The organism is Streptomyces sp. NPDC127098, assembly GCF_042722465.1.
GTDB classification, from domain to species: domain Bacteria; phylum Actinomycetota; class Actinomycetes; order Streptomycetales; family Streptomycetaceae; genus Streptomyces; species Streptomyces millisiae.
In genome coordinates this window covers 18333-43311 of record NZ_JBHXFJ010000055.1, presented here as the reverse complement: position 1 = coordinate 43311, position 24979 = coordinate 18333, and the positions used below count along the sequence as shown (strand labels likewise).

The 24979-nt window shown below is 73.4% G+C and carries 27 protein-coding genes and 1 pseudogene; 12 read left to right on the top strand and 16 right to left on the bottom strand.

Features of this window, described 5'->3' with window-relative positions; translation table 11 throughout:
- The first annotated feature begins 43 nt into the window (after positions 1-43).
- Positions 44-880, top strand: coding sequence for a class I SAM-dependent methyltransferase (locus ACFWI8_RS27700; protein WP_387096874.1), 837 nt, complete (start codon positions 44-46; stop codon positions 878-880).
- Between the two features lie 13 nt (positions 881-893).
- On the opposite strand, the gene ACFWI8_RS27695 is transcribed toward ACFWI8_RS27700, so the two are convergent.
- From ACFWI8_RS27695 to mshD, 3 genes are all read right to left on the bottom strand, one after another.
- A complete protein-coding gene (locus tag ACFWI8_RS27695) occupies positions 894-1319 on the bottom strand; it encodes an NUDIX hydrolase (RefSeq protein WP_387096871.1) in 426 nt (141 codons plus the stop codon).
- A complete protein-coding gene (locus tag ACFWI8_RS27690; RefSeq protein WP_387096868.1) occupies positions 1303-3441 on the bottom strand; it encodes an RNA degradosome polyphosphate kinase in 2139 nt (712 codons plus the stop codon). Before ACFWI8_RS27690 ends, ACFWI8_RS27695 begins: the two co-directional genes overlap by 17 nt.
- Before the next feature lie 509 nt (positions 3442-3950).
- Positions 3951-4853, bottom strand: coding sequence for a mycothiol synthase (gene mshD, locus ACFWI8_RS27685; RefSeq protein WP_387096865.1), 903 nt, complete (start codon positions 4851-4853; stop codon positions 3951-3953).
- 121 nt (positions 4854-4974) lie between these two features.
- On the opposite strand from mshD, the gene ACFWI8_RS27680 reads away from it, so the two are divergent.
- Positions 4975-6759, top strand: coding sequence for a bifunctional metallophosphatase/5'-nucleotidase (locus tag ACFWI8_RS27680; protein WP_387096862.1), 1785 nt, complete (start codon positions 4975-4977; stop codon positions 6757-6759).
- Positions 6760-6814: 55 nt separating this feature from the next.
- Here the strand turns inward: ACFWI8_RS27680 and ACFWI8_RS27675 are convergent, their stop codons facing one another.
- A complete protein-coding gene (locus tag ACFWI8_RS27675; protein WP_387096900.1) occupies positions 6815-7486 on the bottom strand; it encodes a 4'-phosphopantetheinyl transferase in 672 nt (223 codons plus the stop codon).
- A 5-nt stretch (positions 7487-7491) separates the two neighbouring features.
- A complete protein-coding gene (locus tag ACFWI8_RS27670) occupies positions 7492-8343 on the bottom strand; it encodes a metallophosphoesterase family protein (RefSeq protein ID WP_387096859.1) in 852 nt (283 codons plus the stop codon).
- Positions 8344-8402: 59 nt separating this feature from the next.
- Here ACFWI8_RS27670 and soxR point away from each other — a divergent pair, with 59 nt between their 5' ends.
- Together soxR and ACFWI8_RS27660 are read left to right on the top strand one after the other, a co-directional pair.
- Entirely contained in the window at positions 8403-8921 is a 519-nt protein-coding gene (gene soxR / locus ACFWI8_RS27665; RefSeq protein WP_387096856.1) for a redox-sensitive transcriptional activator SoxR, read from the top strand.
- Between the two features lie 11 nt (positions 8922-8932).
- Positions 8933-9877: pseudogene (locus tag ACFWI8_RS27660) on the top strand (aminoglycoside phosphotransferase family protein).
- 83 nt (positions 9878-9960) lie between these two features.
- On the opposite strand, the gene ACFWI8_RS27655 reads toward ACFWI8_RS27660, so the two are convergent.
- The 6 genes from ACFWI8_RS27655 to ACFWI8_RS27630 all read right to left on the bottom strand — a co-directional run bounded on the left by ACFWI8_RS27655 (position 9961) and on the right by ACFWI8_RS27630 (position 15803).
- On the bottom strand, positions 9961-11385 hold the full coding sequence (locus ACFWI8_RS27655) for a sensor histidine kinase (protein ID WP_387096853.1): 1425 nt from the start codon (positions 11383-11385) through the stop codon (positions 9961-9963).
- Between the two features lie 24 nt (positions 11386-11409).
- Entirely contained in the window at positions 11410-12132 is a 723-nt protein-coding gene (locus tag ACFWI8_RS27650) for a response regulator transcription factor (RefSeq protein WP_387096851.1), read from the bottom strand.
- 15 nt (positions 12133-12147) lie between these two features.
- Positions 12148-13104, bottom strand: coding sequence for a S1C family serine protease (locus ACFWI8_RS27645; RefSeq protein ID WP_387096847.1), 957 nt, complete (start codon positions 13102-13104; stop codon positions 12148-12150).
- A 63-nt stretch (positions 13105-13167) separates the two neighbouring features.
- The gene (locus tag ACFWI8_RS27640) at positions 13168-13749 is read right to left on the bottom strand and encodes a Uma2 family endonuclease (protein ID WP_387096845.1); all 582 of its coding nucleotides are present in this window, start codon (positions 13747-13749) and stop codon (positions 13168-13170) included.
- A gap of 96 nt (positions 13750-13845) precedes the next feature.
- Positions 13846-14865, bottom strand: a complete 1020-nt coding sequence (locus tag ACFWI8_RS27635; protein WP_311604697.1) for a LacI family DNA-binding transcriptional regulator — start codon at positions 14863-14865, stop codon at positions 13846-13848.
- Positions 14866-15059: 194 nt separating this feature from the next.
- Positions 15060-15803, bottom strand: a complete 744-nt coding sequence (locus ACFWI8_RS27630) for a winged-helix domain-containing protein (RefSeq protein ID WP_387096842.1) — start codon at positions 15801-15803, stop codon at positions 15060-15062.
- Between the two features lie 291 nt (positions 15804-16094).
- Here ACFWI8_RS27630 and ACFWI8_RS27625 point away from each other — a divergent pair, with 291 nt between their 5' ends.
- The 6 genes from ACFWI8_RS27625 to ACFWI8_RS27600 all read left to right on the top strand — a co-directional run bounded on the left by ACFWI8_RS27625 (position 16095) and on the right by ACFWI8_RS27600 (position 19534).
- Positions 16095-16361 carry a MoaD/ThiS family protein gene (locus ACFWI8_RS27625; protein WP_387096840.1) on the top strand — a complete coding sequence of 89 codons (267 nt, stop codon included), beginning with the start codon at positions 16095-16097 and terminating at the stop codon, positions 16359-16361.
- Positions 16362-16384: 23 nt separating this feature from the next.
- Positions 16385-17170 carry a hypothetical protein gene (locus tag ACFWI8_RS27620; protein ID WP_387096897.1) on the top strand — a complete coding sequence of 262 codons (786 nt, stop codon included), beginning with the start codon at positions 16385-16387 and terminating at the stop codon, positions 17168-17170.
- Between the two features lie 147 nt (positions 17171-17317).
- Entirely contained in the window at positions 17318-18037 is a 720-nt protein-coding gene (locus ACFWI8_RS27615) for a DUF2993 domain-containing protein (RefSeq protein ID WP_387096837.1), read from the top strand.
- A 108-nt stretch (positions 18038-18145) separates the two neighbouring features.
- Entirely contained in the window at positions 18146-18247 is a 102-nt protein-coding gene (locus ACFWI8_RS27610; protein WP_347877143.1) for a putative leader peptide, read from the top strand.
- Positions 18248-18367: 120 nt separating this feature from the next.
- A complete protein-coding gene (locus ACFWI8_RS27605) occupies positions 18368-19207 on the top strand; it encodes a sulfurtransferase (RefSeq protein ID WP_387096834.1) in 840 nt (279 codons plus the stop codon).
- A 39-nt stretch (positions 19208-19246) separates the two neighbouring features.
- Positions 19247-19534, top strand: a complete 288-nt coding sequence (locus tag ACFWI8_RS27600; RefSeq protein WP_311602561.1) for a DUF1416 domain-containing protein — start codon at positions 19247-19249, stop codon at positions 19532-19534.
- Positions 19535-19659: 125 nt separating this feature from the next.
- Here ACFWI8_RS27600 and ACFWI8_RS27595 read toward each other — a convergent pair whose 3' ends face one another.
- Positions 19660-20022: a DsrE family protein gene (locus ACFWI8_RS27595; protein WP_387096830.1), complete on the bottom strand. Its 363-nt coding sequence runs from the start codon at positions 20020-20022 to the stop codon at positions 19660-19662.
- Between the two features lie 397 nt (positions 20023-20419).
- On the opposite strand from ACFWI8_RS27595, the gene ACFWI8_RS27590 reads away from it, so the two are divergent.
- A complete protein-coding gene (locus ACFWI8_RS27590; protein WP_387096827.1) occupies positions 20420-20998 on the top strand; it encodes an FABP family protein in 579 nt (192 codons plus the stop codon).
- Positions 20999-21008: 10 nt separating this feature from the next.
- Here the strand turns inward: ACFWI8_RS27590 and ACFWI8_RS27585 are convergent, their stop codons facing one another.
- From ACFWI8_RS27585 to ACFWI8_RS27575, 3 genes are all read right to left on the bottom strand, one after another.
- Positions 21009-21770 carry an SDR family oxidoreductase gene (locus ACFWI8_RS27585; protein ID WP_387096824.1) on the bottom strand — a complete coding sequence of 254 codons (762 nt, stop codon included), beginning with the start codon at positions 21768-21770 and terminating at the stop codon, positions 21009-21011.
- Positions 21771-21831: 61 nt separating this feature from the next.
- A complete protein-coding gene (locus tag ACFWI8_RS27580; RefSeq protein WP_387096822.1) occupies positions 21832-22737 on the bottom strand; it encodes an asparaginase in 906 nt (301 codons plus the stop codon).
- Positions 22738-22776: 39 nt separating this feature from the next.
- Entirely contained in the window at positions 22777-23304 is a 528-nt protein-coding gene (locus tag ACFWI8_RS27575; RefSeq protein ID WP_387096819.1) for an ABC transporter substrate-binding protein, read from the bottom strand.
- 147 nt (positions 23305-23451) lie between these two features.
- On the opposite strand from ACFWI8_RS27575, the gene dtd reads away from it, so the two are divergent.
- Complete coding sequence (gene dtd, locus ACFWI8_RS27570; RefSeq protein ID WP_387096816.1) at positions 23452-23877, top strand: D-aminoacyl-tRNA deacylase; 426 nt, start codon at positions 23452-23454, stop codon at positions 23875-23877.
- Between the two features lie 106 nt (positions 23878-23983).
- Here dtd and ACFWI8_RS27565 read toward each other — a convergent pair whose 3' ends face one another.
- On the bottom strand, positions 23984-24958 hold the full coding sequence (locus tag ACFWI8_RS27565) for a YgfZ/GcvT domain-containing protein (protein WP_387096813.1): 975 nt from the start codon (positions 24956-24958) through the stop codon (positions 23984-23986).
- Between the last annotated feature and the right edge of the window lie 21 nt (positions 24959-24979).

Genomic DNA, 24979 nt, shown 5'->3' with positions numbered 1-24979 from the left:
GAAGCTCGTGTTCCCATTGTGCGGGACCGTTACCCTCGACCGCATGCGGCAGGGTCCCGAGGGAAAGCCAGAGGGAAATGTCACACGCGGCACCACCAACCCGAACCGGCTGCGCCGCATGGACCGCTGGATCGCCGCCACGCTCGGCCCCGCGCTGCGCCGCTCGACCGCCCCGCCCTCGGCCGTCGACCTCGGCTACGGGGCGGCGCCCTGGACCGCCGTCGAACTGCTCGCCCGGCTGCGTCGGGTGCGGGCCGACGTCCGGCTGTTCGGCGTCGAGATCGACCAGGCCAGGGTGGCGGCGGCGCTGCCGTACGCGGGCCCCGGGCTCGACTTCGTGCGCGGCGGCTTCGAGCTGCCGCTGCCGGGCGGCCGACGGCCGCTGCTGATCAGGGCGGCCAACGTGCTGCGGCAGTACGCCGAGGACGAGGTGCCGGCCGCCTGGGCCCGGCTCTGCGGGCGGCTCGCGCCCGGTGGGCTGCTGGTCGAGGGCACCTGCGACGAGATAGGCCGCCGGCACGCCTGGGTGGCGCTCGACGCCGCCGGGCCCCGCACCCTCACCCTGGCCGCCAGGACCGCCTCCCTCACCGCCCCGTCCGAACTCGCGGAGCGGCTGCCCAAGGCGCTGATCCACCGCAACGTGCCGGGCGAGCCGATCCACGCGCTGCTGCGCGACCTGGACCGCGCCTGGGCCTCGGCCTCGCCCTACGCGGCCTTCGGGCCGCGCCAGCGCTGGCTCCGCGCCGTCGCCCTGCTGGCCGCCGACTGGCCGGTCGCCGACCGGGGGCGGCGGCAGCGCCACGGCGAGCTGACCGTGCCGTGGGCGGCCGTCTGCCCGGCCAGAGGACCACTGGCCGGCACGGCCGCCGCCCGCGGCTAGGGCCGGGACGGCCCTACGGCGCGACGTGCGGAAGCGCTTCGTCGAGCAGCAGCCGGTCGGGCTCGTGGCTCAGCCGGGCGCGGGCCCCGACCGGCGGGAGCCACAGCACCCGGTCGACCTCGTCGTTCGGCTCGAAGCCGCCGCCCACCGCCTCCGCCACCCAGTACCTGACCTCCTTGGGTCGGCCCTTCGCCAGATAGCGGGCCGTGCTCAGCGGCGCGCCGAGCCGGCAGTCGAGGCCGGTCTCCTCCCGCACCTCGCGCAGCGCGGCGGCCTCCGCCGGCTCGCCGGCGTGCAGCTTGCCCTTCGGGTGCGACCAGTCGTCGTAGCGCGGCCGGTGCACCAGCACCAGCTCGACGCCATCCGCCGCCCGCCGCCACACCACGCAGCCGGCCGCCTGCACCGGGCGCGCCGGCTCGCCGTCAGCCGGCGCCGCCACGACGCTTCCTCCGGCCCTCGATCAGCGTCTCCTGCACGTTCCGCAGGGGCTGGCCCTCGTCGTCGAACGCGTGCCGCGTCCAGTCGCCGTGCTGGTCCAGGTGCCAGGACTCGGACGAGTCCGAGGTGCCGGTGGACAGCAGCCGGGTCAGCGCCGAGCGGTGCCCGGGGTCGCTGACCCGCACCAGCGTCTCGATCCGCCGGTCCAGGTTCCGGTGCATCAGGTCGGCGCTGCCCAGCCACACCTCGTTCTCGCCGCCGCCCGCGAAGGCGTAGACCCGGGAGTGCTCAAGGAAGCGGCCGAGGACGCTGCGCACCCTGATGTTCTCCGAGAGCCCCGGCACCCCGGGGCGCAGCGAGCAGATGCCGCGCACCCACACGTCCACCGGGACGCCGGCCTGCGAGGCGCGGTAGAGGGCGTCGATCACCGCCTCGTCGACGATCGAGTTCACCTTGATCCGCACCCAGGCCGGCCGGCCGGCGCGGTGGTTGTCGACCTCGCGGCGGATCCGGGAGATCAGGCCGTCCCGCAGCGAGCGCGGGGCGACCAGCAGCCGGCGGTAGTTGTCCCGCCGGGAGTAGCCGGAGAGCCGGTTGAACAGGTCGGACAGGTCGGCGCCCACCTCGGCGTCGGCCGTCAGCAGCCCCAGGTCCTCGTAGAGTCTGGCCGTCTTGGGGTGGTAGTTACCGGTGCCGACGTGCGAGTAGCGGCGCAGCTCGTCGCCCTCCTGCCGCACCACCAGCGACAGCTTGCAGTGCGTCTTGAGCCCGACGAGGCCGTAGACGACGTGGCAGCCGGCCTCCTCCAGCTTCCTGGCCCACTTGATGTTGGCGTGCTCGTCGAACCGCGCCTTGATCTCCACCAGCACCAGCACCTGCTTGCCCGACTCGGCGGCGTCGATCAGCGCGTCCACGATCGGCGAGTCGCCCGAGGTGCGGTACAGCGTCTGCTTTATCGCCAGCACGTCGGGGTCGCCCGCCGCCTGCTCGAGGAACGCCTGCACCGAGGTGGAGAACGAGTCGTACGGGTGGTGCAGCAGCACGTCGCGCTGGCGGAGCGCGGCGAAGATGTCGGGCGCCGAGGCGGACTCCACCTCGGCCAGGTCGCGGTGGGTGCCGGCGACGAACTTCGGGTACTTCAGCTCCGGCCGGTCAAGCGCCGCGATCGAGCCGAGCCCGGTGAGGTCCAGCGGGCTGGGCAGCGTGAAGACCTCCTCGCGGCTGATCTTCAGCTCGCGCACCAGCCGGTCGAGCACCCTCGGGTCGACGCTGTCCTCGACCTCCAGACGCACGGGCGGCCCGAAGCGGCGCCGCAGCAGCTCCTTCTCCAGCGCCTGGAGCAGGTTCTCCGCGTCGTCCTCCTCGACCTCCAGGTCCTCGTTCCTGGTGACCCGGAACACGTGGTGCGCCAGCACCTCCATGCCGCGGAACAGCTCCTCCAGGTGCGCGGCGATCACGTCCTCGACCGGCACGAAGCGCTGCGGCGACGCCTCGAGGAAACGGTCAAGCAGCGGCGGCACCTTCACGCGGGCGAAGTGCTCGTTGCCGGAGGACGGGTTGCGGACCACGACCGCGAGGTTGAGCGAGAGTCCCGATATGTACGGGAAAGGGTGCGCCGGGTCGACGGCGAGCGGCGTGAGGACCGGGAAGATCTTCTTGCGGAACATGGAGAAGAGCCGGGTCTGCTCCTGCTCGGTCAGGTCCTGCCAGCGGACCAGGTGGATCCCGGCCTCGGCGAGCCGCGGGGCGACGGTCTTCTGGTAGCAGGCGGCGTGCCGGCTCATCAGCTCGCGGGTGCCGGCCCAGATCGACTCCAGCACGTCACGCGGCGCCTGCCCGGTCAGCGAGCGGGTGGCGACGCCGGTCGCGATCCGGCGCTTCAGACCCGCGACCCGGACCATGAAGAACTCGTCCAGGTTGCTGGCGAAGATGCTGAGGAAGTTCGCCCGCTCGAGCAACGGCGTGTCGGGATCCTCGGCGAGGTCGAGCACCCGTTCGTTGAACGCGAGCCAGCTGCGCTCGCGATCGAGGAACCGGTCCGCCGGGAGCTCGGCCTCCGACTCGACGGTCGGCGCCGGCGCGGCGGGCTGCGGGACGAGGGCGGCGCGGGTTTCCTGACTCATGCCTCCATTCTCGCGCTACGTGTGCAAACGGGGCACGTCAGCGCGGTAAACAGGCTGACAGCGTGCGCGGGGCGGCGTAGCCGCCCGGGGCGCCGCCGCGCTTCGCGCGGGCGCTTCCCCCCCACCCGCCCGCCCTTCCCGCTGGCGCGGAGCGCCACCCCCGCGCTCCGCGCGGCACCGACCTGACGGCCCGCGCCCACTCGCCCGCCCTCTTCCGCGCTCCGCGCGGTGCGAGGCCACCGCCGAGGGCGGGCCGGCGGGCGCGGCACCGGGCCGCCAGGCCCGGGCGGCGGCTGCGGCCGTATGCCGGCCCCGCGCTCCGCGCGGTGCGGCGGCTGCGCCGCCGGAGCGCGGGCTGCGCCGCGCGAGGCCACCGCCGAGGGCGGGTGGGTGGGCGCGGACCGGGCCTGGCGGCTGCGCCGCCCAGGGCCGGCGGATCCGGCGCACGCCGGCGAAAGGGCGGGTGGGTGGGCGCGGCACCGGGGCCGCCAGGCCCGTGCGGCGGTTCGTCAGGATTCCGTGCGGTACATCAGGTCCACCTCGAAGGTGCGGAAGCCGAGGGACTCGTAGAGGCGGACCGCCGTGCCGTTGTCGGCGTCGACGTAGAGCATGGCCGTGTCCAGGCCGGGGCGCCCGGCCAGGTGGCGGAGGCCGGTCGTGGTGAGGGCGCGGCCCAGGCCGAGGCCCTGCGCCGCCGGCGAGACGCCGAGGACGTAGATCTCGCCGAGGCCCTCGGCCCGGTGCTCCTTGGTCCAGTGGAAGCCGAGCAGCTCGCCGTCCGCCTGCCGCTCCGCGAGGAAGAAGCCGGCCGGGTCGAACCACGGCTCCGCCTTGCGCGCGTCGAGGTCACGCTGGGTGAGCGAGCCCTGCTCTGGGTGGTGCGCGAACGCCGCCGCGTTGACGGCGAGCCAGGCCGCGTCGTCCTGTCCCGGCACGAACGTCCGCACCCGCACGCCCGCCGGCAGCGTCGGCTCGGCCGACCGGAGGCCGCCGAGCGGCCGCCGCAGCTGTCGCAGCTCGCGGAAGAGCGTGAGCCCGAGGGCCTGCGCCAGGTGGCGTGCCCGCGGGTGGCCGCCGTGGGCCCACAGCCGCAGCCGGTGGCCGGACTCGTCGAGCAGGGCCCGGCCGAGCCTCCTGCCGTGGCCCTGGGCGCGCCGCTCCGGGTGGACGACGAGTTCGCCGGCCGGCGGCTCGACGGCGTCCGTGCCGTCGAGTTGGGCGTAGCCGGCGATCGTGTCCCCGTCCCACAGCAGCAGGTGTCGCACCCCGGCGCGCGGGCCGTCCCGCAGCAGCAGCCGGCCCTGTTCGGACACCGCGTACTGGCCGTCGACCTTGGCCGCGGCCTCGATCAGCTCCCGGACCAGGCGTAGTTCGTCCGCCTCCACCTGATCGCGCACCAGGATCTCGCTCATGCTCTAGACAGTAGGACACCCCGGGCCCGCACCCCCCGAATGCGCCCGTTCACTTCCTTTCACCTCGCCGTTACACACATCCCCCTGCCGGGCTACGCGCGTAGCCAATAGGGTGCCGCTCATGCACGCACGGATGTTCAGACTGACCGCGGGAGCCGCCACGTTGGCCGCCGTCGGGGCGCTCGCCGTCGCCCTGCCCGCCGCGCAGGCGCAGCCCGACAACGACTCGAGAACCAGGCCAGGTCCCACCGTCGACCTCCAGTTGCTGGCGATCAACGACCTGCACGGCGCCCTCGAACCGCCCACCGGGTCCAACGGCCAGGTCACGCACCGGCACGAGGACGGCACCACCGAGCAGCTCACGGCCGGTGGCGTGGAGTACCTGGCGACCGGGCTGCGCGAGGCGCGCGAGGGCCAGCGGCGCTCCCTGACCGTGGCGGCCGGCGACCTGGTCGGCGCCACCCCGCTGCTGTCCGGCCTCTTCCACGACGAGCCCACCATCGAGGCGTTGAACGAGCTGGAGATGGACGTGGCGGGCGTGGGCAACCACGAGTTCGACGAGGGCTGGGAGGAGCTGACCCGGCTGCAGGAGGGCGGCTGCCACCCGGTGGACGGCTGCTACGTCGAGGGCCGCGAGTTCGAGGGCGCCGACTTCCCCTACCTGGCGGCCAACGTGGTGGACGAGGACACCGGCCGCCCGATCCTGCCGCCCTACTCGGTGCAGAACCTGAACGGGGCCCGGGTCGGCTTCATCGGCGTGACCCTGGAGGGCACCGCCGACATCGTCACCCAGGAGGGCATCGAGGGCCTGGAGTTCCTGGACGAGGTCGAGACCATCGACCGCTACTCACGCGAGCTGCGCCGCCGGGGCGTGAACGCGGTCGTGGTGCTGATCCACGAGGGCGGCTACCCGACCGACACGGCCTACAACAACCGCTGCGAGGGCGGCGCCGACGGCGGCGTCTCCGGGCCGATCGTGGACATCGCCGAGCAGGCCAGCTCCGCCGTGGACGTGTTCGTCAGCGGCCACACCCACCAGCCCTACGTCTGCGCCATCCCCGACCCCTCGGGCCGGGAGCGCCTGGTGACGTCGGCGGCCTCCAACGGCCGGCTCTTCACCGAGCTGAACATGAAGTACGACCTGCGCTCCGGCGACATCGTGCGGGCCTCGGTCGAGGGCAGCAACCGGGTCGTGGACCGCGAGCAGCCGGCGGCCGCCGACCTGACCGCGCTGATCGACTACTGGAGCGAGCTGGCCGCGCCGGTGGCGAACGCGCCGATCGGCTACATCTCCGAGGACATCAGGGGCCGCGGCGCCGGCACGCCCGAGTTCCCGCTCGGCGACCTGATCGCCGACGCGCAGCTGGCGCACGCCCGTGAGCTCGACCCGTCGGCCGCGGTGGCGCTGATGAACCCGGGCGGGGTGCGCGCCGACCTGACGTACGCGGCCTCAGGTGACGAGGGCGACGGCGTGGTGACGTACGGCGAGGGCTTCACGGTCCAGCCGTTCTCGAACACGGTCAACCTCCTCGACCTCACCGGTGAGGAGCTGCTCCAGGTGCTGCGCGAGCAGGTGACCGGGGTGAACCAGTCGTCGCCGAAGATCCTCCAGCCCTCGGCCGGCCTGACGTACACGCTGGACCTGACCCGTTCGGGCGCCGAGCGGATCGTGGCGGACTCGGTGCGGATCGACGGCGAGCCGCTGGACCCGGCGGCCACCTACCGGGTCGCGGTCAACTCCTTCCTGGCCGGCGGCGGCGACGGCTTCGCCACCCTGGCGGACGGCGACAACCCGCTGGTCGGCGACGACGACATGGCGGTGCTCGCGGAGTACCTGACGGCCAACTCCTCGGCCGGGGCGCCGCTCTCGGCTCCGGCGGCGGACCGCGTCACCGTCGTCCAGTGACCGCACGCGCCACCTGATGCGGCCGGGCCCGGCGTGGGCCCGGCCGCATCGGCGTTCACCGGCCGCGCGGCAGCGCGATCGCGGTGACGAGCAGTCCGTCCTGGGCCAGCCAGCGGCCGGTGAACGAGTCGTGCCGCACCCCGTCGACGACCGGCCCCGGCACCAGCAGCCGGGCCGTGAAGGTGCCGGCCGCCAGATCGAAGTCGAGCGCCGCCTCCTCGAAGTCGAGCCACTTCCCGGTGAGCGGGTACCAGACCTTGTAGACGCTCTCCTTGGCGCTGAACAGCAGCCGCTCCCAGCACACTTCGGGATGGACGGCGGCCAGCCGGCGCAGCCTCGGCCGCTCCTCGGGCAGCGAGATCAGGTCGAGCACGCCCGGGTCACGCAGCGGCTCGTCGGGCTCGGCGTCGATGCCGAGGCCGGCCACGGCGTCCCGGCGGGCGACCGCCGCGGCCCGGTAGCCGTCGCAGTGCGTCAGGGAGCCGACGAAGCCGGCCGGCCAGCCGGGCGCCCCGCGCTCGCCGGGCAGCAGCGGCACCCGGGGGCCGCCGAGCGCGGCCAGCGCGGTGCGGGCGCAGTGCCGCACGGTGGCGAACTCGCGCCGCCGCTTGTCGACGGCGTTGGCCACGTGCGCCGATTCCTCGGGGAACAGCTCCGGCTGCTCGGCCGGGTCCCCGAACGACTCGACCACCTCCACCGGTTCGTCGGCCAGCAGCTTGCCGAGCACCCCGCTCACCGCCCCACCGCCGCGGCCGGCAGGATCGGCACCAGGCGTCCCGGCGTGCTGGGGCGCGGCTGCCACTCGCGCGGGTAGCCGAGCGAGACCTCCTGGTGGAGGACGCCGTCGACGCGCATCTCGCGGGGGATGTGCAGGTGTCCGTAGACCACGGCCGCGGCGCGGAAGCGGACCGGCCAGTCGTGGGTGGCCTCCGTGCCGCACCACAGCGCGAACTCGGGGTAGCGCAGGATCCGGGTCGGTTCGCGCACGATCGGCCAGTGGTTGACCAGCACGCTGGGCAGGCCCTCGGGCAGCTCGGCGACGAGCCGCGCCTCGGTGGCCGCGACCCTGGCCCGGCACCAGTCGTCCAGGCCGGGGTGGGGGTCGGGGTGGAGCATGAACTCGTCGGTGCAGACCACGCCGGCGGCCTCGGCGACCCGGAGGGCATCGGCCTTGCTGTGGGTGCCGGCCGGCCGGAAGGTGTAGTCGTAGAGCAGGAAGAGCGGCGCGATCACGGCGGGCCCGCCCTCGCCCTCCCACACCGGGTACGGGTCCTCGGGCGTGACGATCCCGAGCCGGCGGCACAGCTCGACCAGGTACGCGTAGCGCGCCTCGCCGGTGAGCCGCACCGGGTCGTCGGGCGGCGTCCACAGCTCGTGGTTGCCCGGCACCCACACCACCTTGGCGAACCGCTCGGCGAGCAGGGTCAGCGCCCACTCGATGTCGCCCGTCAGCTCGCCCACGTCCCCGGCGACCAGCAGCCAGTCGTCGTCGGACGCCGGCCGCAGCCGCTCCACGATCGCCCGGTTCTCGTCGTACCGCACGTGCAGGTCGCTGATGGCGACGAGTCTCCCCGCCTTCCCCATGCGCCACTCCCCTCAGGTCAACCTCAAGAAAACTTGAGCTCTGCGCTACGCTCGGCGGCATGCCCCAGAGCACCATCGCGAAGGAACTCACCATCGGCCAGCTTGCCCAGCGCAGCGGCGTCGCCACCTCCGCACTCCGCTTCTACGAGGAGCAGGGCCTGATCACCAGCCGCCGCACCTCGGGCAACCAGCGCCGCTACGCCCGCGACATGCTGCGCCGGGTGGCGTTCATCAGGGTCTCGCAGAACGTCGGCATGCCGCTCGCCGCCATCCGCGACGCGCTGCACCGGCTGCCCGAGGGCCGCACCCCCAACAGGGACGACTGGGCCGAGGTCTCCGAGTCGTGGCGGGCCGACCTCGACCGGCGCATCCACCGCCTACGGCAGCTCCGGGACGGCCTGACCGACTGCATCGGCTGCGGCTGTCTCTCCCTGGAGAGCTGCGTGCTGGCCAACCCCGACGACATCTGCGGCCAGAGCGGCGCCTGCGGCCCCGTCCGCCTGCTCGCCGACGGCGAGGACCCGTTGGAGGCGCCGGAGGTGTCCGGTTCCTGCGTGCCTGTGGCGAGCTGTCGCTAGCGTTGCCCGGCATGACGCACACCGCGACGCCGGACGAGACCGAGGTCACCGCCGAGCTGGTCATGGACCTGCTGCGCGAGCAGCATCCCGACCTGGCCGACCGCCCCGTGCGGCTCGGCGCGCGCGGCTGGGACAACCAGCTGTGGCGGCTCGGCGACGACCTCGCGGTCCGGCTGCCCTGGGCGACCGGGACGGCCGACGCCCTGTTGCTGAAGGAGCACGCCTGGCTGCCCACGCTCGCCCCACTGCTTCCGCTGCCGATCCCCGTCCCGCAGCGCCTCGGCGCGCCCTCCGAGCGGTTCCCCCGCCCCTGGATCGTCACCACCTAGGTGCCGGGCTCGCCCGCCGACCGCGCCCCCGCCACCCGCGCCGAGGAGGCGGCCGACGCGCTGGCCACCTTCCTCACCGCGCTGCACCGGCCGGCGCCCGCCGACGCGCCCGTCAGCCAGGACGGCCGTGGGGAACCACTGGGCGAGCGTGCTCAGCGGTTCTTCGAGCACCAGCTCGCCCAGGCGGTCGAGTTCGGGCTGGTCCCCGATCCCGACGCCGTCCGCGCGATCTGGGCGGACGCCGTCGCGGCCCCCGACTGGGCGGGCCCGGCGCTCTGGCTCCACGGCGACCTGCACCCGGCCAACGTCCTCACCGCCGACGGCACCTTCTGCGGCGTGATCGACTTCGGCGCCCTGTGCGTCGGCGACCCGGCCCATGACCTCGCCGCCGCCTGGCTGCTGCTGCCCGACGGCGCCGTCGACCGCTTCCACGACGCCTACCGGCCGACCCCCGACGCGGCGACTCTGCGCCGCGCCCGGGGCCACGCGCTGCTGCTCGTCTTCCTCGGCCTCCTCGTCGGGCACGCCGGCGTCCACGTCCGGCCCGGCGGCAAGCCCACCTGGGGCCCACCCGCGCAGGCGGCGCTGCGCCGCCTCGTCGCCACGGCCAGCCGAACGGCCGGATGACCGAATCAGGCGGGCGGCTGAGCCGCCGGTGCGTTGTCGCGCGGAGCCCGCCCCCCACCGTGGCCTACGCCAAGCGCGTAGCGCTACCGTTCCGGCGGCGGGACCGGGGCGCCCGGGAGGCGCAGCACGGCCTCCGTGCCGCCCTCCCCGTCACGCGCCGGGCGCAGCGTGATGTCGCCGCCCGACTCGCGGACCGTCCTGGCCACGATGGAGAGCCCGAGCCCGGAGCCCGGCAGCCGACGTGCGCCCGGCGCGCGCCAGAAGCGCTCGAAGACGTGCGGCAGCTCCTCGGCCGGGATACCGGGGCCCCGGTCGCGGACCAGCAGCACCCCGTCCCGCAGCACCACGTCCACCCCGGCCCGCGGATCCCGGCCCTCCGCGCCGAACTTCACCGCGTTGTCCAGCAGGTTCACCACCACCCGCTCGAGCGCCGCCGGCTCGCCGCGCACGAACCACGGGTCGAGCTCCGCGTCGATCGGCATCCCCTGCGGCGCGCGCGGCCTGGCCCGCGCCACGGCCCGCGCCGCCACGTCGTGCAGCGCCACCACCTCGACCCGGCCGCTGCCCGCCGCCCGTTCCGGCCGGGACAGCTCCTGGAGGTCGCCGATGAGCGCGGCCAGCTCCGTCAGCTGCGCCGTCACCGAGGCCATCAGCTGCCGCCGGTCCTCGGGCGGCAACGGCCGGCCGGTCTCCTCGCTGCGCGCCAGCAGCTCGATGTTGGTGCGCAACGAGGTCAGCGGGGTCCGCAGCTCGTGCCCGGCGTCCGCGATCAGCTGTTGCTGGAGCTCGCGGGACGAGGCGAGCGCCGCCGTCATCGAGTTGAACGAGCGCGAGAGCCGGGCGATCTCGTCGTCGCCGGTGACCGGGATCCGCACGCTCAGGTCCTCGGTGCGGGCGATGTGCTCGGTCGCCTCGGTCAGCCGGTCGACCGGCCGCAGCCCGGCCCTGGCCAGCGCCACGCCGACGCCCGCCGCGCCCACCACGCCGCCGGCCGCGACCAGCGTCAGCACCACGGCCAGCGACCGCAGCGGATCGTCCACCTCGGACAGGGGCCTGGCGACGGTCACCGCGTATCCGGCGGCGAGCTGCCTGGTGACCACCCGGTAGGAGGCGCCGTCCGAGCCGGTCGCGTCGTGCAGCGACTCCGGCGACCTGCCCTGGGTCACCGCCACGTCCGTGTCCGACACGTCGAGCAGCGCGCTGCCCTGGATCAGGCAGCGGTCACCGTCGGCGTTCACCACCTGGGTGACGAAGCCGAGCGGCGGGCGCGGCAGGTCGCTCGGCAGTTGGTCGGGGTCGGTCACGCAGGCGCCCGTCTGCACCCTGGCGATCAGCGGCGGGGCGTCCACCCGGCTGCTCCGCAGCGTCTCGTCCACCGACGACGTCAGCTGGTCGCGCACCAGGAACCAGGCGACGCCCGAGCACACCGCCACCGCCACCGCCACGGCGAGCGCCGTCAGCAGCGCGAGCCGGGACCGCAGCGGCAGGTCGCGGAAGCGGTGCCTCATGTCCCTCGCCTCATGTCCCCGGCCTCATGACTCGGCGGCGCGCAGCACGTATCCGACCCCCCGGACGGTGTGCAGCAGCCGTGGCTCGCCGCCCGCCTCGGTCTTGCGGCGCAGGTACATGATGTAGACGTCCAGGGAGTTGGAGCTGGGCTCGTAGTCGAAGCCCCAGACCGCGTGCAGGATCTGCTCGCGGGTGAGCACCTGACGCGGGTGCGCCATGAAGAGCTCGAGCAGGGTGAACTCGGTGCGGGTCAGCTCCATCGCCCGCTCGCCACGCGTGACCTCGCGGGTCGCCGGGTTCATCCGCAGGTCGGCGAAGCCAAGCCACTCGTCGGCGGCCGTGCCGGGCTCGCCGTCGGCGCCGGCCCTGGCGTACGAGCCGCGCCGCAGCAGCGCCCGCAGCCGGGCCAGCAGCTCGTCCAGCTCGAACGGCTTCACCAGGTAGTCGTCGGCGCCGGCGTCGAGCCCGCTGACCCGGTCGCCGACCGTGTCGCGCGCGGTGAGCATGAGGATCGGCACCCGGTCCCCGACGGCGCGCAGCCGCCGGGCCGTGGTGAGCCCGTCCATGCGGGGCATCAGGACGTCGAGCACGATGACGTCCGGTTCGTAGGTGTCCCGCTTGGCCAGCGCGTCGGCGCCGTCCACGGCCGTCTCGGTGGCGTACCCCTCGAAGGCCAGGCTACGGCGCAGCGCCTCCCGCACGGCGGGCTCGTCGTCCACGATCAGGACGCGGGAACCGTCACTCATGGGGCAAGTCTCGCATCAGGCGGTGTCACCGGAGACGGCGCCGGAACCGGCACCGGCCAGGAACTCCTTGACGGTGTTGACGGGGATCGCGAAGCCGAGACCCGCGCTGCCCGAGTCCTGTCCCGTGCTGTACATGGCCGAGTTGACGCCGATGATCTCGCCGCGCATGTTGACCAGCGCGCCCCCGGAGTTGCCGGGGTTGAGGGAGGCGTCGGTCTGGATGGCCTCGTAGGTGGTGGTGCTCCCCGAGCCGAGGTCGCCGTTGTACTGGCCGCCGCCGAACTCGAACGGCCACTGCCCCTGGCTGCCGCCGCCGTCCTCCCTGGCCACGGTGACCTCGCGGTGCAGGGCCGAGACGATGCCGCTGGTGACGGTGCCGGTGAGGCCCTCCGGCGAGCCGATGGCGACGACCTGGTCGCCGACGGCCACCGAGTCGGAGTCGCCGAGCGTGGCGGCCGTCAGGCCGCTGACGTCCTCGGCCTTGATCAACGCCAGGTCGGTGTCCGGGTCGGTGTCGCTGACGGTGGCCGTGGCGGTCGAGCCGTCGCTGAAGGTGACCCGCACGGTGCCGGCGCCGGAGACGACGTGGTTGTTGGTGAGGATCTCGCCGTCGGAGGTGAGGATCACGCCGGAGCCGGTCGCCGAGCCGGTGGAGATCTCCACGACGCTGGGGCTGACGGCGGCGGCCACCGAGGAGACCGTGCCGGTCGAGCCGACGGAGACGGTGGAGGCGCTGGTGCCGGAACTCGCGGTCGCGGTGGCGGGCGCGTCGGTCACGGAGTCGAGGAGCGCGGCGGTGCCGCCGCCGGCCGCCGCGGCCACGATGGCCACGGCCGCGAACAAGGCCACGGGCCGCCGGGCCCGCCGCCGGTGTCGCGGCGGCGGCGGCTGCTCGTCGGTGCCGGCCACCGGCTCGTACTCCGGCCGGGGCGGGTAGGCGTTTCCCTGGTCTGCTGCCTGGTATTCGCTCATGGGACGAGCGTGCGTCCCGAAGATGAGAGGACCCTGAGCGCCGGCTCAGAATCTCCTACGGAATCAGCCGACGTGCCAGCCGGCCGTGTCGAGGCCCAGGTCGAAGGGCTCGGGGAGGTGGAAGGTGTCGCCGAACTTGCCGGTCTGGAGGCCCCGGTACATCTCGCCGTTCGGCTCGCCGTACAACGTCACCGTCGGCCCGCCGTCCGCGAACGCGTCGACCAGGAGATAGAGCGGCACCCCGGCGACGGCGTAGCCGACGCGCTTGGCAAGGCGGTCATGGCGGGCGGTGCCGGGTGACGTGATCTCCACGACCAGCTCGACGTCGGCGGCACGGACCAGCTCGGGCGACTCCAGCAGCGCCTCGGCAGCGACCACCAGGTCGGGGATGTAGCAACCCTCTCGGCGCGGGACGACGACACTCAGGTTCTGGAACACGCCCAGACTGCCGGGCAGATCAGCAAGCACCAATGCCCGGTGCAGTGCGCTGGCGATCGACGTGTGACTGTTGGACGGCCGCCGTGCCAAGGTGATGATCCCCTCGATGATCTCCGCCCTGTACCCCTCGGGGGCGTCCAGCTTCTCCCAGGCCCGAAGAAGGTCCTCGAAGCGGCCGTGGTTGTCATCGACGGTCGCGACGCTCATGGCGGTTTCCTCCAACTCTCCGCACAGAGCCCAGCATTCCTGGCGGAGCGGAGCCAAGCCCGTCAGCCGCTTTTCACTCGTACGAGGAACCAGAGGTCAGTCGCCGCAGCCGCAGGACCTGCGGATCTTGAGGGAGACCGGGAACTGCCGCAGCCGCTCGCCCTGGCCCTCCTCCGCGTCGCCTATCGCCAGGTCGACGGCGGCGCGCGCCATCGCCTGCCGGTCGGAGCCGACGGTGGTGAGCGGCGGGTCGGTCAGCACCGCCTCCTTGACGTCGTCGAAGCCGACGACGGCCAGCTCTCCGGGCACGTCGATCCGCAGCTCGCGGGCGGCGCGCAGCACGCCGATGGCCTGGTCGTCGGTCGCGCACATCAGCGCCGGCGGGCGCTGCGGCCCCGAGAGGATGTCGAGGGCGACGCGGTAGGCGTCGTAACGGTTGTAGAGGGCCTGGAACAGCCGGCCCTCGGTGGGGAGGCCGGCGTCCGCCATGGCCCGGCGCCAGCCGTTGACGTGGTCGGTGACCGGGTCGCCGGACTTGGGGGTGGACTCGATGCCGCCCATGCAGGCCACGTACGGGTAGCCGTGGTCGGCCAGCAGGTGCCGGGTGATCCGCTCGGCGCCGCCGATGTCGTCCAGGTAGACCGCCACGTCGTCGATGGACTCGGGCCGCTCGTGCAGCAGCACCACCCGGGCGTCCCAGGCGTCGATCTCGGCGGCGGCGGCCTCGCTCGGGCCCATGCTGATCAGGATCAGGCCCGAGACCCGCATCCCGAGGAACGCCCGCAGGTAGTGGACCTCGCGCTCGTCCCGGTAGTCCGAGTTCCCGACCAGCACCATCTTGCCGCGCTCGTCGGCGGCCTGTTCGACGGCGTGCGCCAGCTCGGCGAAGAACGGCTGCCGGGCGTCGGGCACGATCAGACCTATGAGGTCGGTGCGCTGGGACGCCATCGCCTGCGCGACCCGGTCCGGCCGGTACCCGAGCTCCTTGATCGCGGCGAGCACCCGCTCCCGCGTTCCCGCGGCCACCGGTCGCGGGCCGTTGTTGATGACATAGCTGACGACGGCGGTGGAGGTCCCCGCCAGTCGCGCAACGTCGTCCCGCGTCACTTTGGCCACGGCGCGCAGTCTACGCGCGCAACCCCCCACCCCGATACGGGGTCCTGGGCGGACGGCCTGAACGGTCCCCACCGGGCTCGGGGCGCTCCGCGCCGGGGGTTGTTCCCCCACCCACCCGCCCTTGAGCGCGCGCTGCGCGGCGCCGCCGCACCGCATCGCGGCCGGCAAAAGGGTGGGTGGGTGGGGGAAAACCGCTACCTACGACGCGCCGCTTCCTTCACCAGCGCCTCGGCCTCGCGCGTCACCGCGTCCTCCGCCGCCTTCTCCTTCTCCGGGACCACGAACCGGTAGCCCACGTTCCGGACCGTGCCGATCAGCGACTCGTGCTCCGGGCCCAGCTTGGCCCGCAGGCGGCGGACGTGGACGTCCACCGTGCGGGTGCCGCCGAAGTAGTCGTAGCCCCAGACCTCCTGCAGCAGCTGCGCCCGCGTGAAGACGCGGCCCGGGTGCTGCGCCAGGTACTTCAGCAGCTCGAACTCCTTGAAGGTCAGGTCGAGCACCCGGCCCTTCAGCTTCGCGCTGTACGTCGCCTCGTCCACCGACAGGTCGCCGTTGCGGATCTCCATCGGGCTGTCGTCACTCGTCAGCTGCTGGCGGCCGGTGGCGAGCCGCAGTCGCGCCTCGACCTCGGCCGGGCCCGCGGTGTCGAGGACCACGTCGTCGACGCCCCAGTCGGCGGTGACGGCGGCGAGGCCGCCCTCGGTCACGATCAGCACCAGCGGGCAGCCGGGGCCCGTGGAACGGAGCAGCTGGCAGAGGGAGCGGACCTGCGGCAGGTCCTTGCGGCCGTCGATGAGGATGACGTCGGCGCTGGGGGCGTCCACCAGGGCCGGGCCCTCGGCGGGGGCGACGCGGACGTTGTGGAGCAGCAGCTCTAGTGCCGGGAGGACTTGCGAGGAGGGCTGGAGGGCGTTGGTAAGGAGAAGCAGCGAACTCATGTCGGGGGGCGTTCCTTCCTCTGTCCTGGCGCGGGGACGATTCGAGCGGCTCTGCCCAGAAAACGCGAAAGGACCCGGGATGGCGTCAGTGCCCGGATCCTTCTTTCGCGAGCAGCATAGCCGAAACATTTCACCTTGCGCAGGGGCGCGTATCACACTGCTGCCCGCACCGACGCGGGCCGGCACGTGTACCCGTGCGCCCGCTCGTGCGCCCGCCGGGCCATCATGGTGCGGCAGCACACACCGTCGACGTGAGACGACGAGCGACGACGAGAGACGAGGAGAAGCCGGATGGCGAGCGGCACGATCCGTTACTGGGCCGCGGCGAAGGCCGCGGCTGGGACGGCGGAGGAGGCGTACGAGGCCGCCACGCTCGCCGGGGCGCTGGAGGCGGCCAGGGCGCTGCACGCCGACCGGCCCGAGTTCGCGCGGGTGCTGACGCGCTGCTCCTTCCTGGTGAACGGGGAGCAGGTCGGTTCGCGGTCCCACGAGACGGTCACGCTGCCCGACGGCGGCACGGTCGAGGTGCTGCCGCCCTTCGCGGGCGGCGCCAGGTGAAGGGGGACCGGGACGTGAACGGGATGGTGAACGTGCGCCCCGAGGCCGATCCGCAGCCGGTCGCCGGCCGGCACCGGGCGCGGTCGCCGATCATCAGCCCGGGGATCCAGCCGGCGCTGCTGACCGTGGCGCTCTCCGCGCTCTTCGCGGCGACGGCGCCGCTCGGCCGGTGGGCCCTGCTGCCGGCGCTGGTGGTGCTGCAGGCGCTGACGGCGGCCGGCTGGTTCCGGCTGAACGGGATGTGGCCGGCGCGGCAGGGCATCGCGCTGGCCTTCGCCGGCGGCCTGGCGGCCGACGCGGCGCTGCTCGCGGTGGACGAGGACCGGCAGCCGGAGGCGCTGATCGCGGTGCTCGGGGTGTGGTTCCTGCTGCTGCTCGTGCTCCAGCTGCGGCACCGCGGCTCGGCCGACGAGCGGCTCGACTCGTTGACGGCGACGGCCGCGGCGACCCTGCTCACGGGCGTGGCCACCGGGCATCTGGCCGCCGCCTCGGTCTCGGGGAGCGCGGTGGCGGTGACGGCGTGCGGGGTGGCGGCCGCGACGTGGTTCGCGGCGCTGAAGGTGCCGTTCGTGTGGCCGGTGCTGGCGCTCGGCGCGGCGGCCGCCGCGGGGGCGATCGCGGAGCCGTTGACGGACCTGGGCCCGGACGCGATCGCGTTCGCGGCCGCCGGTGGCGTCGCGGCGCTGGTCGGTCTTCGGGTGGCCTCCTACGACTTCCCGTCCCGGTTCGTGCACTTCACCGCCGGTGTCGCGCTGCCGCTCTCGGCCGCGGCCCCGGCCGGCTACCTGCTCGCGCTGGCCCTGCTCTGACGGCGCGGCCGCCGACCGGCGGCCGTGTAACGGGCGTGCTGCAAGCGTCGGCCCACCCTCCTGCGCCGTGTTCGCGCACGTTACGCTCGCGGCACTTCGCACCGATGACCGGGTGCCTACCGACGGACCATGGGGGATGCAGGCCCGATGCGTGCACTGCGGATAAGTCTGATCATCTTGGGCGTGCTCGCCGTGCTCGCCGTCATCGCCGACCGGGTGGCGGTCCGGTTCGCCCAGAGCGAGGTCGCCTCGCAGGCCAGGAGCAGTCTCGGGCTCACCAGCGAGCCGAGCGTCACCATCAACGGTTTCCCGTTCCTCACCCAGGTACTCGGCCGCAACCTGAACCACGTGACCCTCGGCCTCGACGACTACGAGGCCGAGGTGGACGGCCAGGCGCTGCTGATCTCGGAGCTCTCGGCGGACCTGCGGGACGTGGAGATAGCCGGCGACTTCTCCGGCGCCACGGCCGAGCGGGCCGACGGCGAGGGCCTGGTCACCTACGAGGAGATGACCAGGGCCTACGGGGAGCTGCTGGCCTCAGGCGACAGCGGCTTCGGCGTCGAGTTCGGCTACGGGGACGGCGGGCAGCTGCTGCTGACGCTGCAGGCGTCCGCGTTCGGGCAGACGCTGGACATCGGCGAGGTGCCGGGCGAGCTGGTGCTCGACGGCGAGGCGGTGCGGCTCCAGGTGAACGACGGTGACATCCCGGACGTCGGCGGGGAGCAGGTCCAGGACGCGATAAGGGAGCAGCTGGACACCGGGCGGACCATCACGGGGCTGCCCGAGGGCGTGAGCCTGGACTCGGTGGAGCCGACCGAGGACGGGGTGCGGATCACCATCAGCGGCTCGAACGTGAGCCTCGGCTAGCGCCGCGAGAGCCGGGAGACACCGACCGTCCCACATGGCAGTCAGCCATGTCTCAACATCCGGAACGGCGGTGACATAACCGGCATCCGACCGGTTACGATCGCCCCCATGACGCGACAGGCTGCGGGCACCCCCGCCGGGGGCCTCACCAAGCGACGGGCGGTCGACCTCTGCCGCGTCGCCGCCATGCTCTGTCGCCGCGTCGGCTGACGGCCCACCTCATCCCCGTGCGGCGCCTCCCGCGCTGCGCGCTCTCCCGCGCCCGGGTGCCGAACCGCGCCCCGCGGCGCCCCGCCCCGCAGGTTCCGCAGATCGCCGAAGGAGAACAGCATGAGCCGCAGTGACGTCCTGGTGGACGCCGACTGGGTGCAGGAGCACATCGACGACGCGAAGGTCGTGCTCGTTGAGGTGGACGAGGACACCTCCGCGTACGAGAAGAACCACATCAGGAACGCCGTCCGGATCGACTGGAAGAAGGAGCTCCAGGACCCGGTCCGGCGCGACTTCGTCGACCAGGCCGGCTTCGAGGCGCTGCTCTCCGCCAAGGGCATCGCCAACGACGACACCGTCGTCCTCTACGGCGGCAACAACAACTGGTTCGCGGCCTACGCCTACTGGTACTTCAAGCTGTACGGCCACGAGGACGTCCGGCTGCTGGACGGCGGCCGCAAGAAGTGGGAGCTCGACGCCCGCGAGCTGGTCGAGGAGGTCCCGACCAGGGCGGCCACCGAGTACAAGGCCAAGGAGCAGGACACCTCGATCCGCGCCTTCCGCGACGAGGTGGTGGCGGCCATCGGCACCAAGAACCTGGTCGACGTCCGCTCCCCCGACGAGTTCGTCGGCAAGCTGCTGGCCCCGGCGCACCTGCCGCAGGAGCAGTCCCAGGTGGCGGGCCACATCCCGTCGGCCAGGAACATCCCCTGGTCCAAGACGGCCAACGACGACGGCACCTTCCGCTCCGAGGACGAGCTGACGGAGCTGTACCAGGGCGAGGGCGTCGACCTGGGCCAGGACACCATCGCCTACTGCCGGATCGGCGAGCGCTCGGCGCACACCTGGTTCGTGCTGCACGAGCTGCTCGGCGTGCCGAACGTGAAGAACTACGACGGCTCGTGGACCGAGTACGGCTCGCTGGTCGGCGTGCCGGTCGAGACCGGCCCGGCCAAGTAGTCAGAGCCACAGGCCAGAAGTCGAGAAGGAGAGACAGCGATGTGCGGAGCGAAGGCGGGCGGCCCTGACGCCTCCGGGGTCAAGGCCGGTGAGACGACCATCCAGGGTTCGGTCACCCGGGACGGCGAGCCGGTGACGGGCTACGTCCGACTGCTGGACAGCGGTGGCGAGTTCACCGCCGAGGTGCCGACCTCGGCGACCGGCCAGTTCCGCTTCTACGCGGCGGAGGGCACCTGGACGGTGCGGGCGCTGGTTCCCGGCGCCACGGCCGACCGCACGGTGGTCGCCCAGCAGGGCGGCCTCGTCGAGGTCGCCATCGCCGTCTGATCGACCGACGGCACCAGCTCATGACGGAGGCCGCGCCCGGCTCGGGCGCGGCCTCCGCGGTTTCCCCCCGTTGGGTCGGACAGCCACGCTGTCCGTGAAGAGTCAGAAAAGGTCCGGCAGCAGGTTCAGTAGACGAGGGCCTGTACGCCGTCCGGCATGATCTCGCTCACGAAGACCTGAGCGCCGGCGATCCGCACCCCGTCGAGCACATCCTCCTCCTTGATCCCCCTGCGGGCGGCGCACTGCGTGCACAGAGTGATCCGCCCCCCCGATTGGATACCGGCGATCAGGTCGGGCAAGGGCGCCGCGTGCGGCAGCTCGAACTCCGCCGCACGCCCGGGGAGCGCGAACCACGCCGACTCCCCGGTCAGCCACAGCGAGACGTCCACCCCGCTGGCGGCGGCCACCGCGGCCACCGTGAAGGCCTGCGAGCAACGCTCGGGAGCGTCGGCTCCGGCCGTCACCTTGATCACCAGTTTCTCAGCCATGTCGTCACCGTAACGTGGCTACGGAACTAACGTGACGTACCACAAATTCCGCAGACCCAGTCTCCCTGTGGGCCTTGGTGCATGGTCCCGCCACAGTTCGGACAATTCATGATCACATCCTTTCCACGCCCTTAGACGCACGAAGGCTCAAACGCGTTCATCCGCAGTGATCACAAAACGGTCAAGGGCGCACGCAAGAGGCGAGCCCGCTCGGCGTACCCTCACTGAGCCTTACCCGAAGCGGGCCACTAGACTCGCCCTGCAACGTAACGACCGGCCCAAGGAGGCCCTGTGCTCGAGGCATTCTTCATCACCCTGATGGCACTGGTCGTCGTCGGCTCCGCCGCCTTCGCCGGCCTGGTCGTGAAGAAGCTCTACCAGGGCCAGCGCTGATCCGATGATCGAGATCCCCAGTGACCTCCACCCCTCGCTCGTCCCCCTCGCCTTCCTGCTCGGCACCTGGCAGGGCGCCGGAGTGGCGGAGGGCTTCGAGAATCAAGAGGGCCAGGACACCGAGGCGTGCAACTTCGGCCAGCAGGTGACCTTCGCACATGACGGCCGGGATTTCCTCGAGTACGTCTCGCACACCTGGCAGCTGGACGACGAGGGCAACCGGGTGCGTCCCCTGGAGTCGGAGCACGGCTACTGGCGGATCAGGGAGCGCGAGGTGGAGGTCGTGATGATCCGCGACCAGGGCGTGGCCGAGATCTGGTACGGCGAACTGGCCGAGGGCAAGCCGCAGATCGACCTCGTCACGGACGCCGTCGCCCGCACCCCGGGATCCCCCGCCTACTCGGGCGGCAAGCGCCTCTACGGCTACGTCAACGGCGATCTGATGTGGGTGGGCGAGAAGGCCACACCCGACACGCCGCTGCGCCCCTACATGTCGGCGCAGCTGAAGAAGGCGGTGGACCCCCGGGAGTGGGTCGCCGACCTCAAGGACCTCCCGGACGACGGCATCGCCTTCTTCCGCTGAACGGCGCCTGTCAGAGCGTGCGCAGCGAGCCGCCGTCGACGGGGATGATCGACCCGGTGACATAGCCGGCCGCCGGCGAGAGCAGGAAGGCCGCCGTCCGGCCGAACTCGGCGGGCTCGCCGTAGCGGCCGAGTGGGATGGCGGCCACCGCGCGTTCCCTGGCCGCCGGGCCGAAGGCGGCGTCCAGGTCCCGCATCCGGTCGGTGGCGATCCGCCCCGGCAGCAGGCCGAACACCCGCACCGCGCGCGGGCCGAACTCGTCGGCCAGGTCCTTGGCGACCATGGCGAGCCCGGGGCGCAGCCCGTTGGAGATGCCGAGCCCCGCGATGGGCGAGCGGACCGAGGTGGAGAGCACCAGGCCGACCGCGCCGCCCCCGTCCCCCTCGGCCAGCCGCCTGGCGACCGTGCGCGCGCCGCGCACCGCGCCGAGGAAGACCGTCTCGAACGCCTCCCGCCACTGTTCGTCGGTGGCGGTGGCCGCGGTGCCGGGCGGCGGGCCGCCGACCGAGAGCAGCGCGCCGTCGAGTCGCCCGAAACGGTCGTGCGCCAGCGCGACGAGGCGCTCGGCCGCGGTGGCGTCGCGCAGGTCGGCCGCCTCGCCGACCGCGACGTCGGCGCCGAGCCGGCCGACGGCGGCCGCCACGGCCTCCTTGTCGCGGGCGGCGAGCACCACCCGCGCGCCGTCGGCCACCAGCGCCTCGGCGGTGGCGTAGCCGAGGCCACGGCTGCCGCCGGTCACCACGTAGACCCGATCCTTCAGGCCCAGATCCATCCGGTCGCTCCCTTCACTCCGGCCACTTCGGTCGCCGGCCATCCTTCCAGGGGAGCGCGGATCAGAACACCGCCCGCACCTCCCCCACCGGCCGGCCCCGGCCGAGGATCGGCTCGGCCGGCACGGATGAGGCGTCGACGCCCAGTCGGCGCAGCGCGGCGGCCAGCACCGGCCCGCGGGCCCGGGGCGCGCCGTCCTCGATCTTGAGCGCGATCGCCCGGCCGTCCGGCAGCGCGAGCGCCTGGACGCCCTCGGCACCGGCCTTGGACAGGGCGCCCGGCAGGCCGCGCATCACCAGCGTGTCGAGCCGCCCAGTGCCGGCCACGTACTCGGGGTGGGCGCGCATCGCGTCGGCGACCCGCCGCTCGGGGCGTCCCGGCTCCGCCAGCACGAAGGCGCGGAAGGCGCGGGCCAGGCCGGTCAGCGAGAAGCCGAGCAGCGGCGCCCCGCAGCCGTCCACCGCGACGTGCGCGACCGGTTCGCCGGTGGCGGCCTCGACGGTCTCGGCGATCAGCCGCTGGAGCGGGTGTTCCGGGTCGGTGTACGAGTCGACGGGCCAGCCGCGGGTGACGCAGGCGACGAGCATGGCGGCGTGCTTGCCCGAGCAGTTCATGGCCACCCTGGTCCGCTCCGGGCCGTCGGGCGGGCAGTGCAGCGCCTCCTCGTCGAGCCCGTGCTCGGCGAGCAGCAGCCGCACCAGGCGCTGGTGGAAGTCCTCGCCCGCGTGGCTGGCGGCGGCGATCGCGAGCCGCTCGCCGGCAAGATCGGCGCCGGCACGCAGCACGGCGGCCGCCTGCATCGGCTTGTTGCTCGACCTGGGGAAGCAGGGCCCGGTGACGTCGCCCAGGGCCAGCTCGACCGAGCCGTCGGCGGCCAGGACCACGAGCGAGCCGCGGTGCCTGCCCTCCACGAAGCCGGAGCGGACCACCTCGGCCAGCACGGGGGCGGTGACTATGTCGGAGGGCATGGGCGGGCCTTTCTCGGTGGTGCGGTGGTGCGGGTGGCGCTAGGAGAGCAGGTCGTCGACCTGCGCCTCGCCCTCACGGTACCTGCGGGCGATCTCGGCCCCGCAGCCGTCCGCCGTGCGGTGCAGCGCCTGCCGTCGGCGCGACACCTCGGCCTCCCAACGGGCCAGTCTGGCGAGCGCGTTGTGCAGCACCTCGTCGTTGAGGCCGCTCAGGTCGGACAGCTCGACCTCGCCCAACATCTCCTCGGCGAGCCGCCGGTACTCCTCGCTGGCGGGCGTGGAGAGCGTCACATGGCGGGCCGAGGAGCGCTGTCTGGACGGCGGGTCGGCGAGGATGCGCGGCAGTTGGTCGAGCAGCCCGACCTCGGGGGCGATCCGGCGGCGGCGCTCCGCCTCCAGGATGTCGATCCGCCCCTGCAACAGCCGTCTGACGAAACTGAGATCCGCCTCCTCGCGCTGTGCCGAGCGGCGCAGTTCGCGCAGCTCGGGCAGCCGCAGTGCCCGCAGATCGGGCTGGACGTCACGCCACAGGGCGCCCGGTGTGATCATGCGGTTTTGTCCCCTCATCCCCATTTCGGTGCGGTGGCGCGCGGTACGTACCCCGTGCCACGCATCGTGTCACTGTGTACCCATCGAGCGCAGCGCTTTGGCACCCATCCGGATGGCTCCGGAGCGCGTCGGCGCACGGCGGAACGTTCCGGCATGATGAGCGGCATGCGAGCGGTGGTGCAACGGGTGGCCGGCGCGGCCGTCGAGGTGGCCGGCGAGACGGTCGGGGAGATCGTGGGCGAGGGTCTGTGCGTGCTGGTCGGCGCCACGCACACGGACAACCGGGAGACGGCGGGCAGACTGGCCCGCAAGCTGTGGACGCTGCGCGTGCTGGAGGGCGAGAGGTCCTGCTCGGACGCGGGGGCGCCGCTGCTGGTGATCTCCCAGTTCACCCTCTACGGTGACGCGCGCAAGGGGCGCCGCCCGACCTGGAGCGCGGCGGCGCCGGGCGAGGTCGCCGAGCCCCTGGTGGACGCGGTGGTGAGCGAGCTGCGCGCGCTGGGCGCGACCGTGGCGACGGGCCGCTTCGGCGCGAAGATGCGGGTTTCGCTCACCAACGACGGGCCGTTCACGGTGCTTCTGGAGGTCTGAGCCGTCAGCGGGGCGCGGTCCAGGGCAGCGTGCGGCGCGACCGCCGGCCGTCACGGGCCCGGGCCGCGCACCCACGGTCGCTCGTCTCGGTTCCGCCAGCGCCGCGTCAGGGTTCGACGACGATCTCCTGGGCCGCCGGCGTGGTGCCGGCCAGGAGCTCGGCGTCGGCCGGCACGTTCCGCTTGACCAGGGCGAGCGCGATCGGGCCCAGCTCGTGGTGGCGGGCCGAGGTGGTGACGATGCCCAGCTGCCGGCCCTCTGGCCCGTCCGCCGCCAGCCGCACCGGGTCGCCGTGCTCGGGGATGGTGACCTCGCTGCCGTCCAGGTGGAGGAAGACCAGGCGGCGGGGCGGCCGGCCCAGGTTCTGCACCCGGGCCACAGTCTCCTGGCCCCGGTAGCAGCCCTTGTGCAGGTGCACCGCCGTCTCCAGCCAGCCGAGCTCGTGCGGGATGGTGCGGTGGTCCGTCTCCCGGCCGAGCCGCGGCCGGTGCGCCTCGACGCGCAGCGCCTCGAGCGCCAGCGCGCCGGCCGGCGAGCCGACCCGCTCGGCGAAGGCCGCGAGCTCGGCGCGCGGCAGGAACAGGTCGCGCCCGCGCGGCGTCTCCCGCGCCACCACGCCGGCCGGCGTCTCGACGATGGACCCGGCGGGCAGCCACACCACGGCGAACTCGGCCGTGCGGTCGGCCACCTCGACCCGGTAGAAGAACTTCATGCTCTCCAGGTAAGCGACCAGCGCGGCGGCCTGGCCCGGCTCGGTGTGCAGCCAGGTCGTCCCGCCGTCGTCCACCAGGTAGAGCGCGTGCTCGATGTGGCCCTTGGCCGAGAGGATCAGCGCCTCGGTGGCGTGCCCCGGCTGGAGTTCGGTGACGTGCTGCGTGATCAGCAGGTGCAGCCAGCTCAGCCGCTCGGGCCCGGCGACGGTGACCACGTCGCGGTGCGAGAGGTCGACGAACCCCTCCCCCTTGGCGAGCGAGCGCTGCTCCCGGAACAGATCACCGTAGTGCGCGGCCACCCCCGCGTCGGGGCCCTCGGCGGGCACGGCACCTGGCAGGGACAGCAGCGGGCTGGCGTACGACGACATGCCCTCAAGCGTACGACCGGC

Excerpts from the sequence above, each read along its gene's own strand:
- mshD (WP_387096865.1), bottom strand. The coding sequence starts at position 4,853 with ATGAGCGAGATCCTGGTGCGCGATCAGGTGGAGGCGGACGAACTACGC.
- soxR (WP_387096856.1), top strand. The coding sequence starts at position 8,403 with ATGCCCCAGAGCACCATCGCGAAGGAACTCACCATCGGCCAGCTTGCC.
- ACFWI8_RS27595 (WP_387096830.1), bottom strand. The coding sequence starts at position 20,022 with ATGGCTGAGAAACTGGTGATCAAGGTGACGGCCGGAGCCGACGCTCCC.
- ACFWI8_RS27610 (WP_347877143.1), top strand. The coding sequence starts at position 18,146 with ATGACGCGACAGGCTGCGGGCACCCCCGCCGGGGGCCTCACCAAGCGA.
- dtd (WP_387096816.1), top strand. The coding sequence starts at position 23,452 with ATGCGAGCGGTGGTGCAACGGGTGGCCGGCGCGGCCGTCGAGGTGGCC.
- ACFWI8_RS27600 (WP_311602561.1), top strand. The coding sequence starts at position 19,247 with ATGTGCGGAGCGAAGGCGGGCGGCCCTGACGCCTCCGGGGTCAAGGCC.
- ACFWI8_RS27670 (WP_387096859.1), bottom strand. The coding sequence starts at position 8,343 with ATGGGGAAGGCGGGGAGACTCGTCGCCATCAGCGACCTGCACGTGCGG.
- ACFWI8_RS27565 (WP_387096813.1), bottom strand. The coding sequence starts at position 24,958 with ATGTCGTCGTACGCCAGCCCGCTGCTGTCCCTGCCAGGTGCCGTGCCC.
- ACFWI8_RS27580 (WP_387096822.1), bottom strand. The coding sequence starts at position 22,737 with ATGCCCTCCGACATAGTCACCGCCCCCGTGCTGGCCGAGGTGGTCCGC.
- ACFWI8_RS27650 (WP_387096851.1), bottom strand. The coding sequence starts at position 12,132 with ATGAGTGACGGTTCCCGCGTCCTGATCGTGGACGACGAGCCCGCCGTG.
- ACFWI8_RS27655 (WP_387096853.1), bottom strand. The coding sequence starts at position 11,385 with ATGAGGCACCGCTTCCGCGACCTGCCGCTGCGGTCCCGGCTCGCGCTG.
- ACFWI8_RS27585 (WP_387096824.1), bottom strand. The coding sequence starts at position 21,770 with ATGGATCTGGGCCTGAAGGATCGGGTCTACGTGGTGACCGGCGGCAGC.
- ACFWI8_RS27590 (WP_387096827.1), top strand. The coding sequence starts at position 20,420 with ATGATCGAGATCCCCAGTGACCTCCACCCCTCGCTCGTCCCCCTCGCC.
- ACFWI8_RS27620 (WP_387096897.1), top strand. The coding sequence starts at position 16,385 with ATGGTGAACGTGCGCCCCGAGGCCGATCCGCAGCCGGTCGCCGGCCGG.
- ACFWI8_RS27680 (WP_387096862.1), top strand. The coding sequence starts at position 4,975 with ATGCACGCACGGATGTTCAGACTGACCGCGGGAGCCGCCACGTTGGCC.
- ACFWI8_RS27700 (WP_387096874.1), top strand. The coding sequence starts at position 44 with ATGCGGCAGGGTCCCGAGGGAAAGCCAGAGGGAAATGTCACACGCGGC.
- ACFWI8_RS27625 (WP_387096840.1), top strand. The coding sequence starts at position 16,095 with ATGGCGAGCGGCACGATCCGTTACTGGGCCGCGGCGAAGGCCGCGGCT.
- ACFWI8_RS27615 (WP_387096837.1), top strand. The coding sequence starts at position 17,318 with ATGCGTGCACTGCGGATAAGTCTGATCATCTTGGGCGTGCTCGCCGTG.
- ACFWI8_RS27690 (WP_387096868.1), bottom strand. The coding sequence starts at position 3,441 with ATGAGTCAGGAAACCCGCGCCGCCCTCGTCCCGCAGCCCGCCGCGCCG.
- ACFWI8_RS27640 (WP_387096845.1), bottom strand. The coding sequence starts at position 13,749 with ATGAGCGTCGCGACCGTCGATGACAACCACGGCCGCTTCGAGGACCTT.
- ACFWI8_RS27645 (WP_387096847.1), bottom strand. The coding sequence starts at position 13,104 with ATGAGCGAATACCAGGCAGCAGACCAGGGAAACGCCTACCCGCCCCGG.
- ACFWI8_RS27605 (WP_387096834.1), top strand. The coding sequence starts at position 18,368 with ATGAGCCGCAGTGACGTCCTGGTGGACGCCGACTGGGTGCAGGAGCAC.
- ACFWI8_RS27630 (WP_387096842.1), bottom strand. The coding sequence starts at position 15,803 with ATGAGTTCGCTGCTTCTCCTTACCAACGCCCTCCAGCCCTCCTCGCAA.
- ACFWI8_RS27575 (WP_387096819.1), bottom strand. The coding sequence starts at position 23,304 with ATGAGGGGACAAAACCGCATGATCACACCGGGCGCCCTGTGGCGTGAC.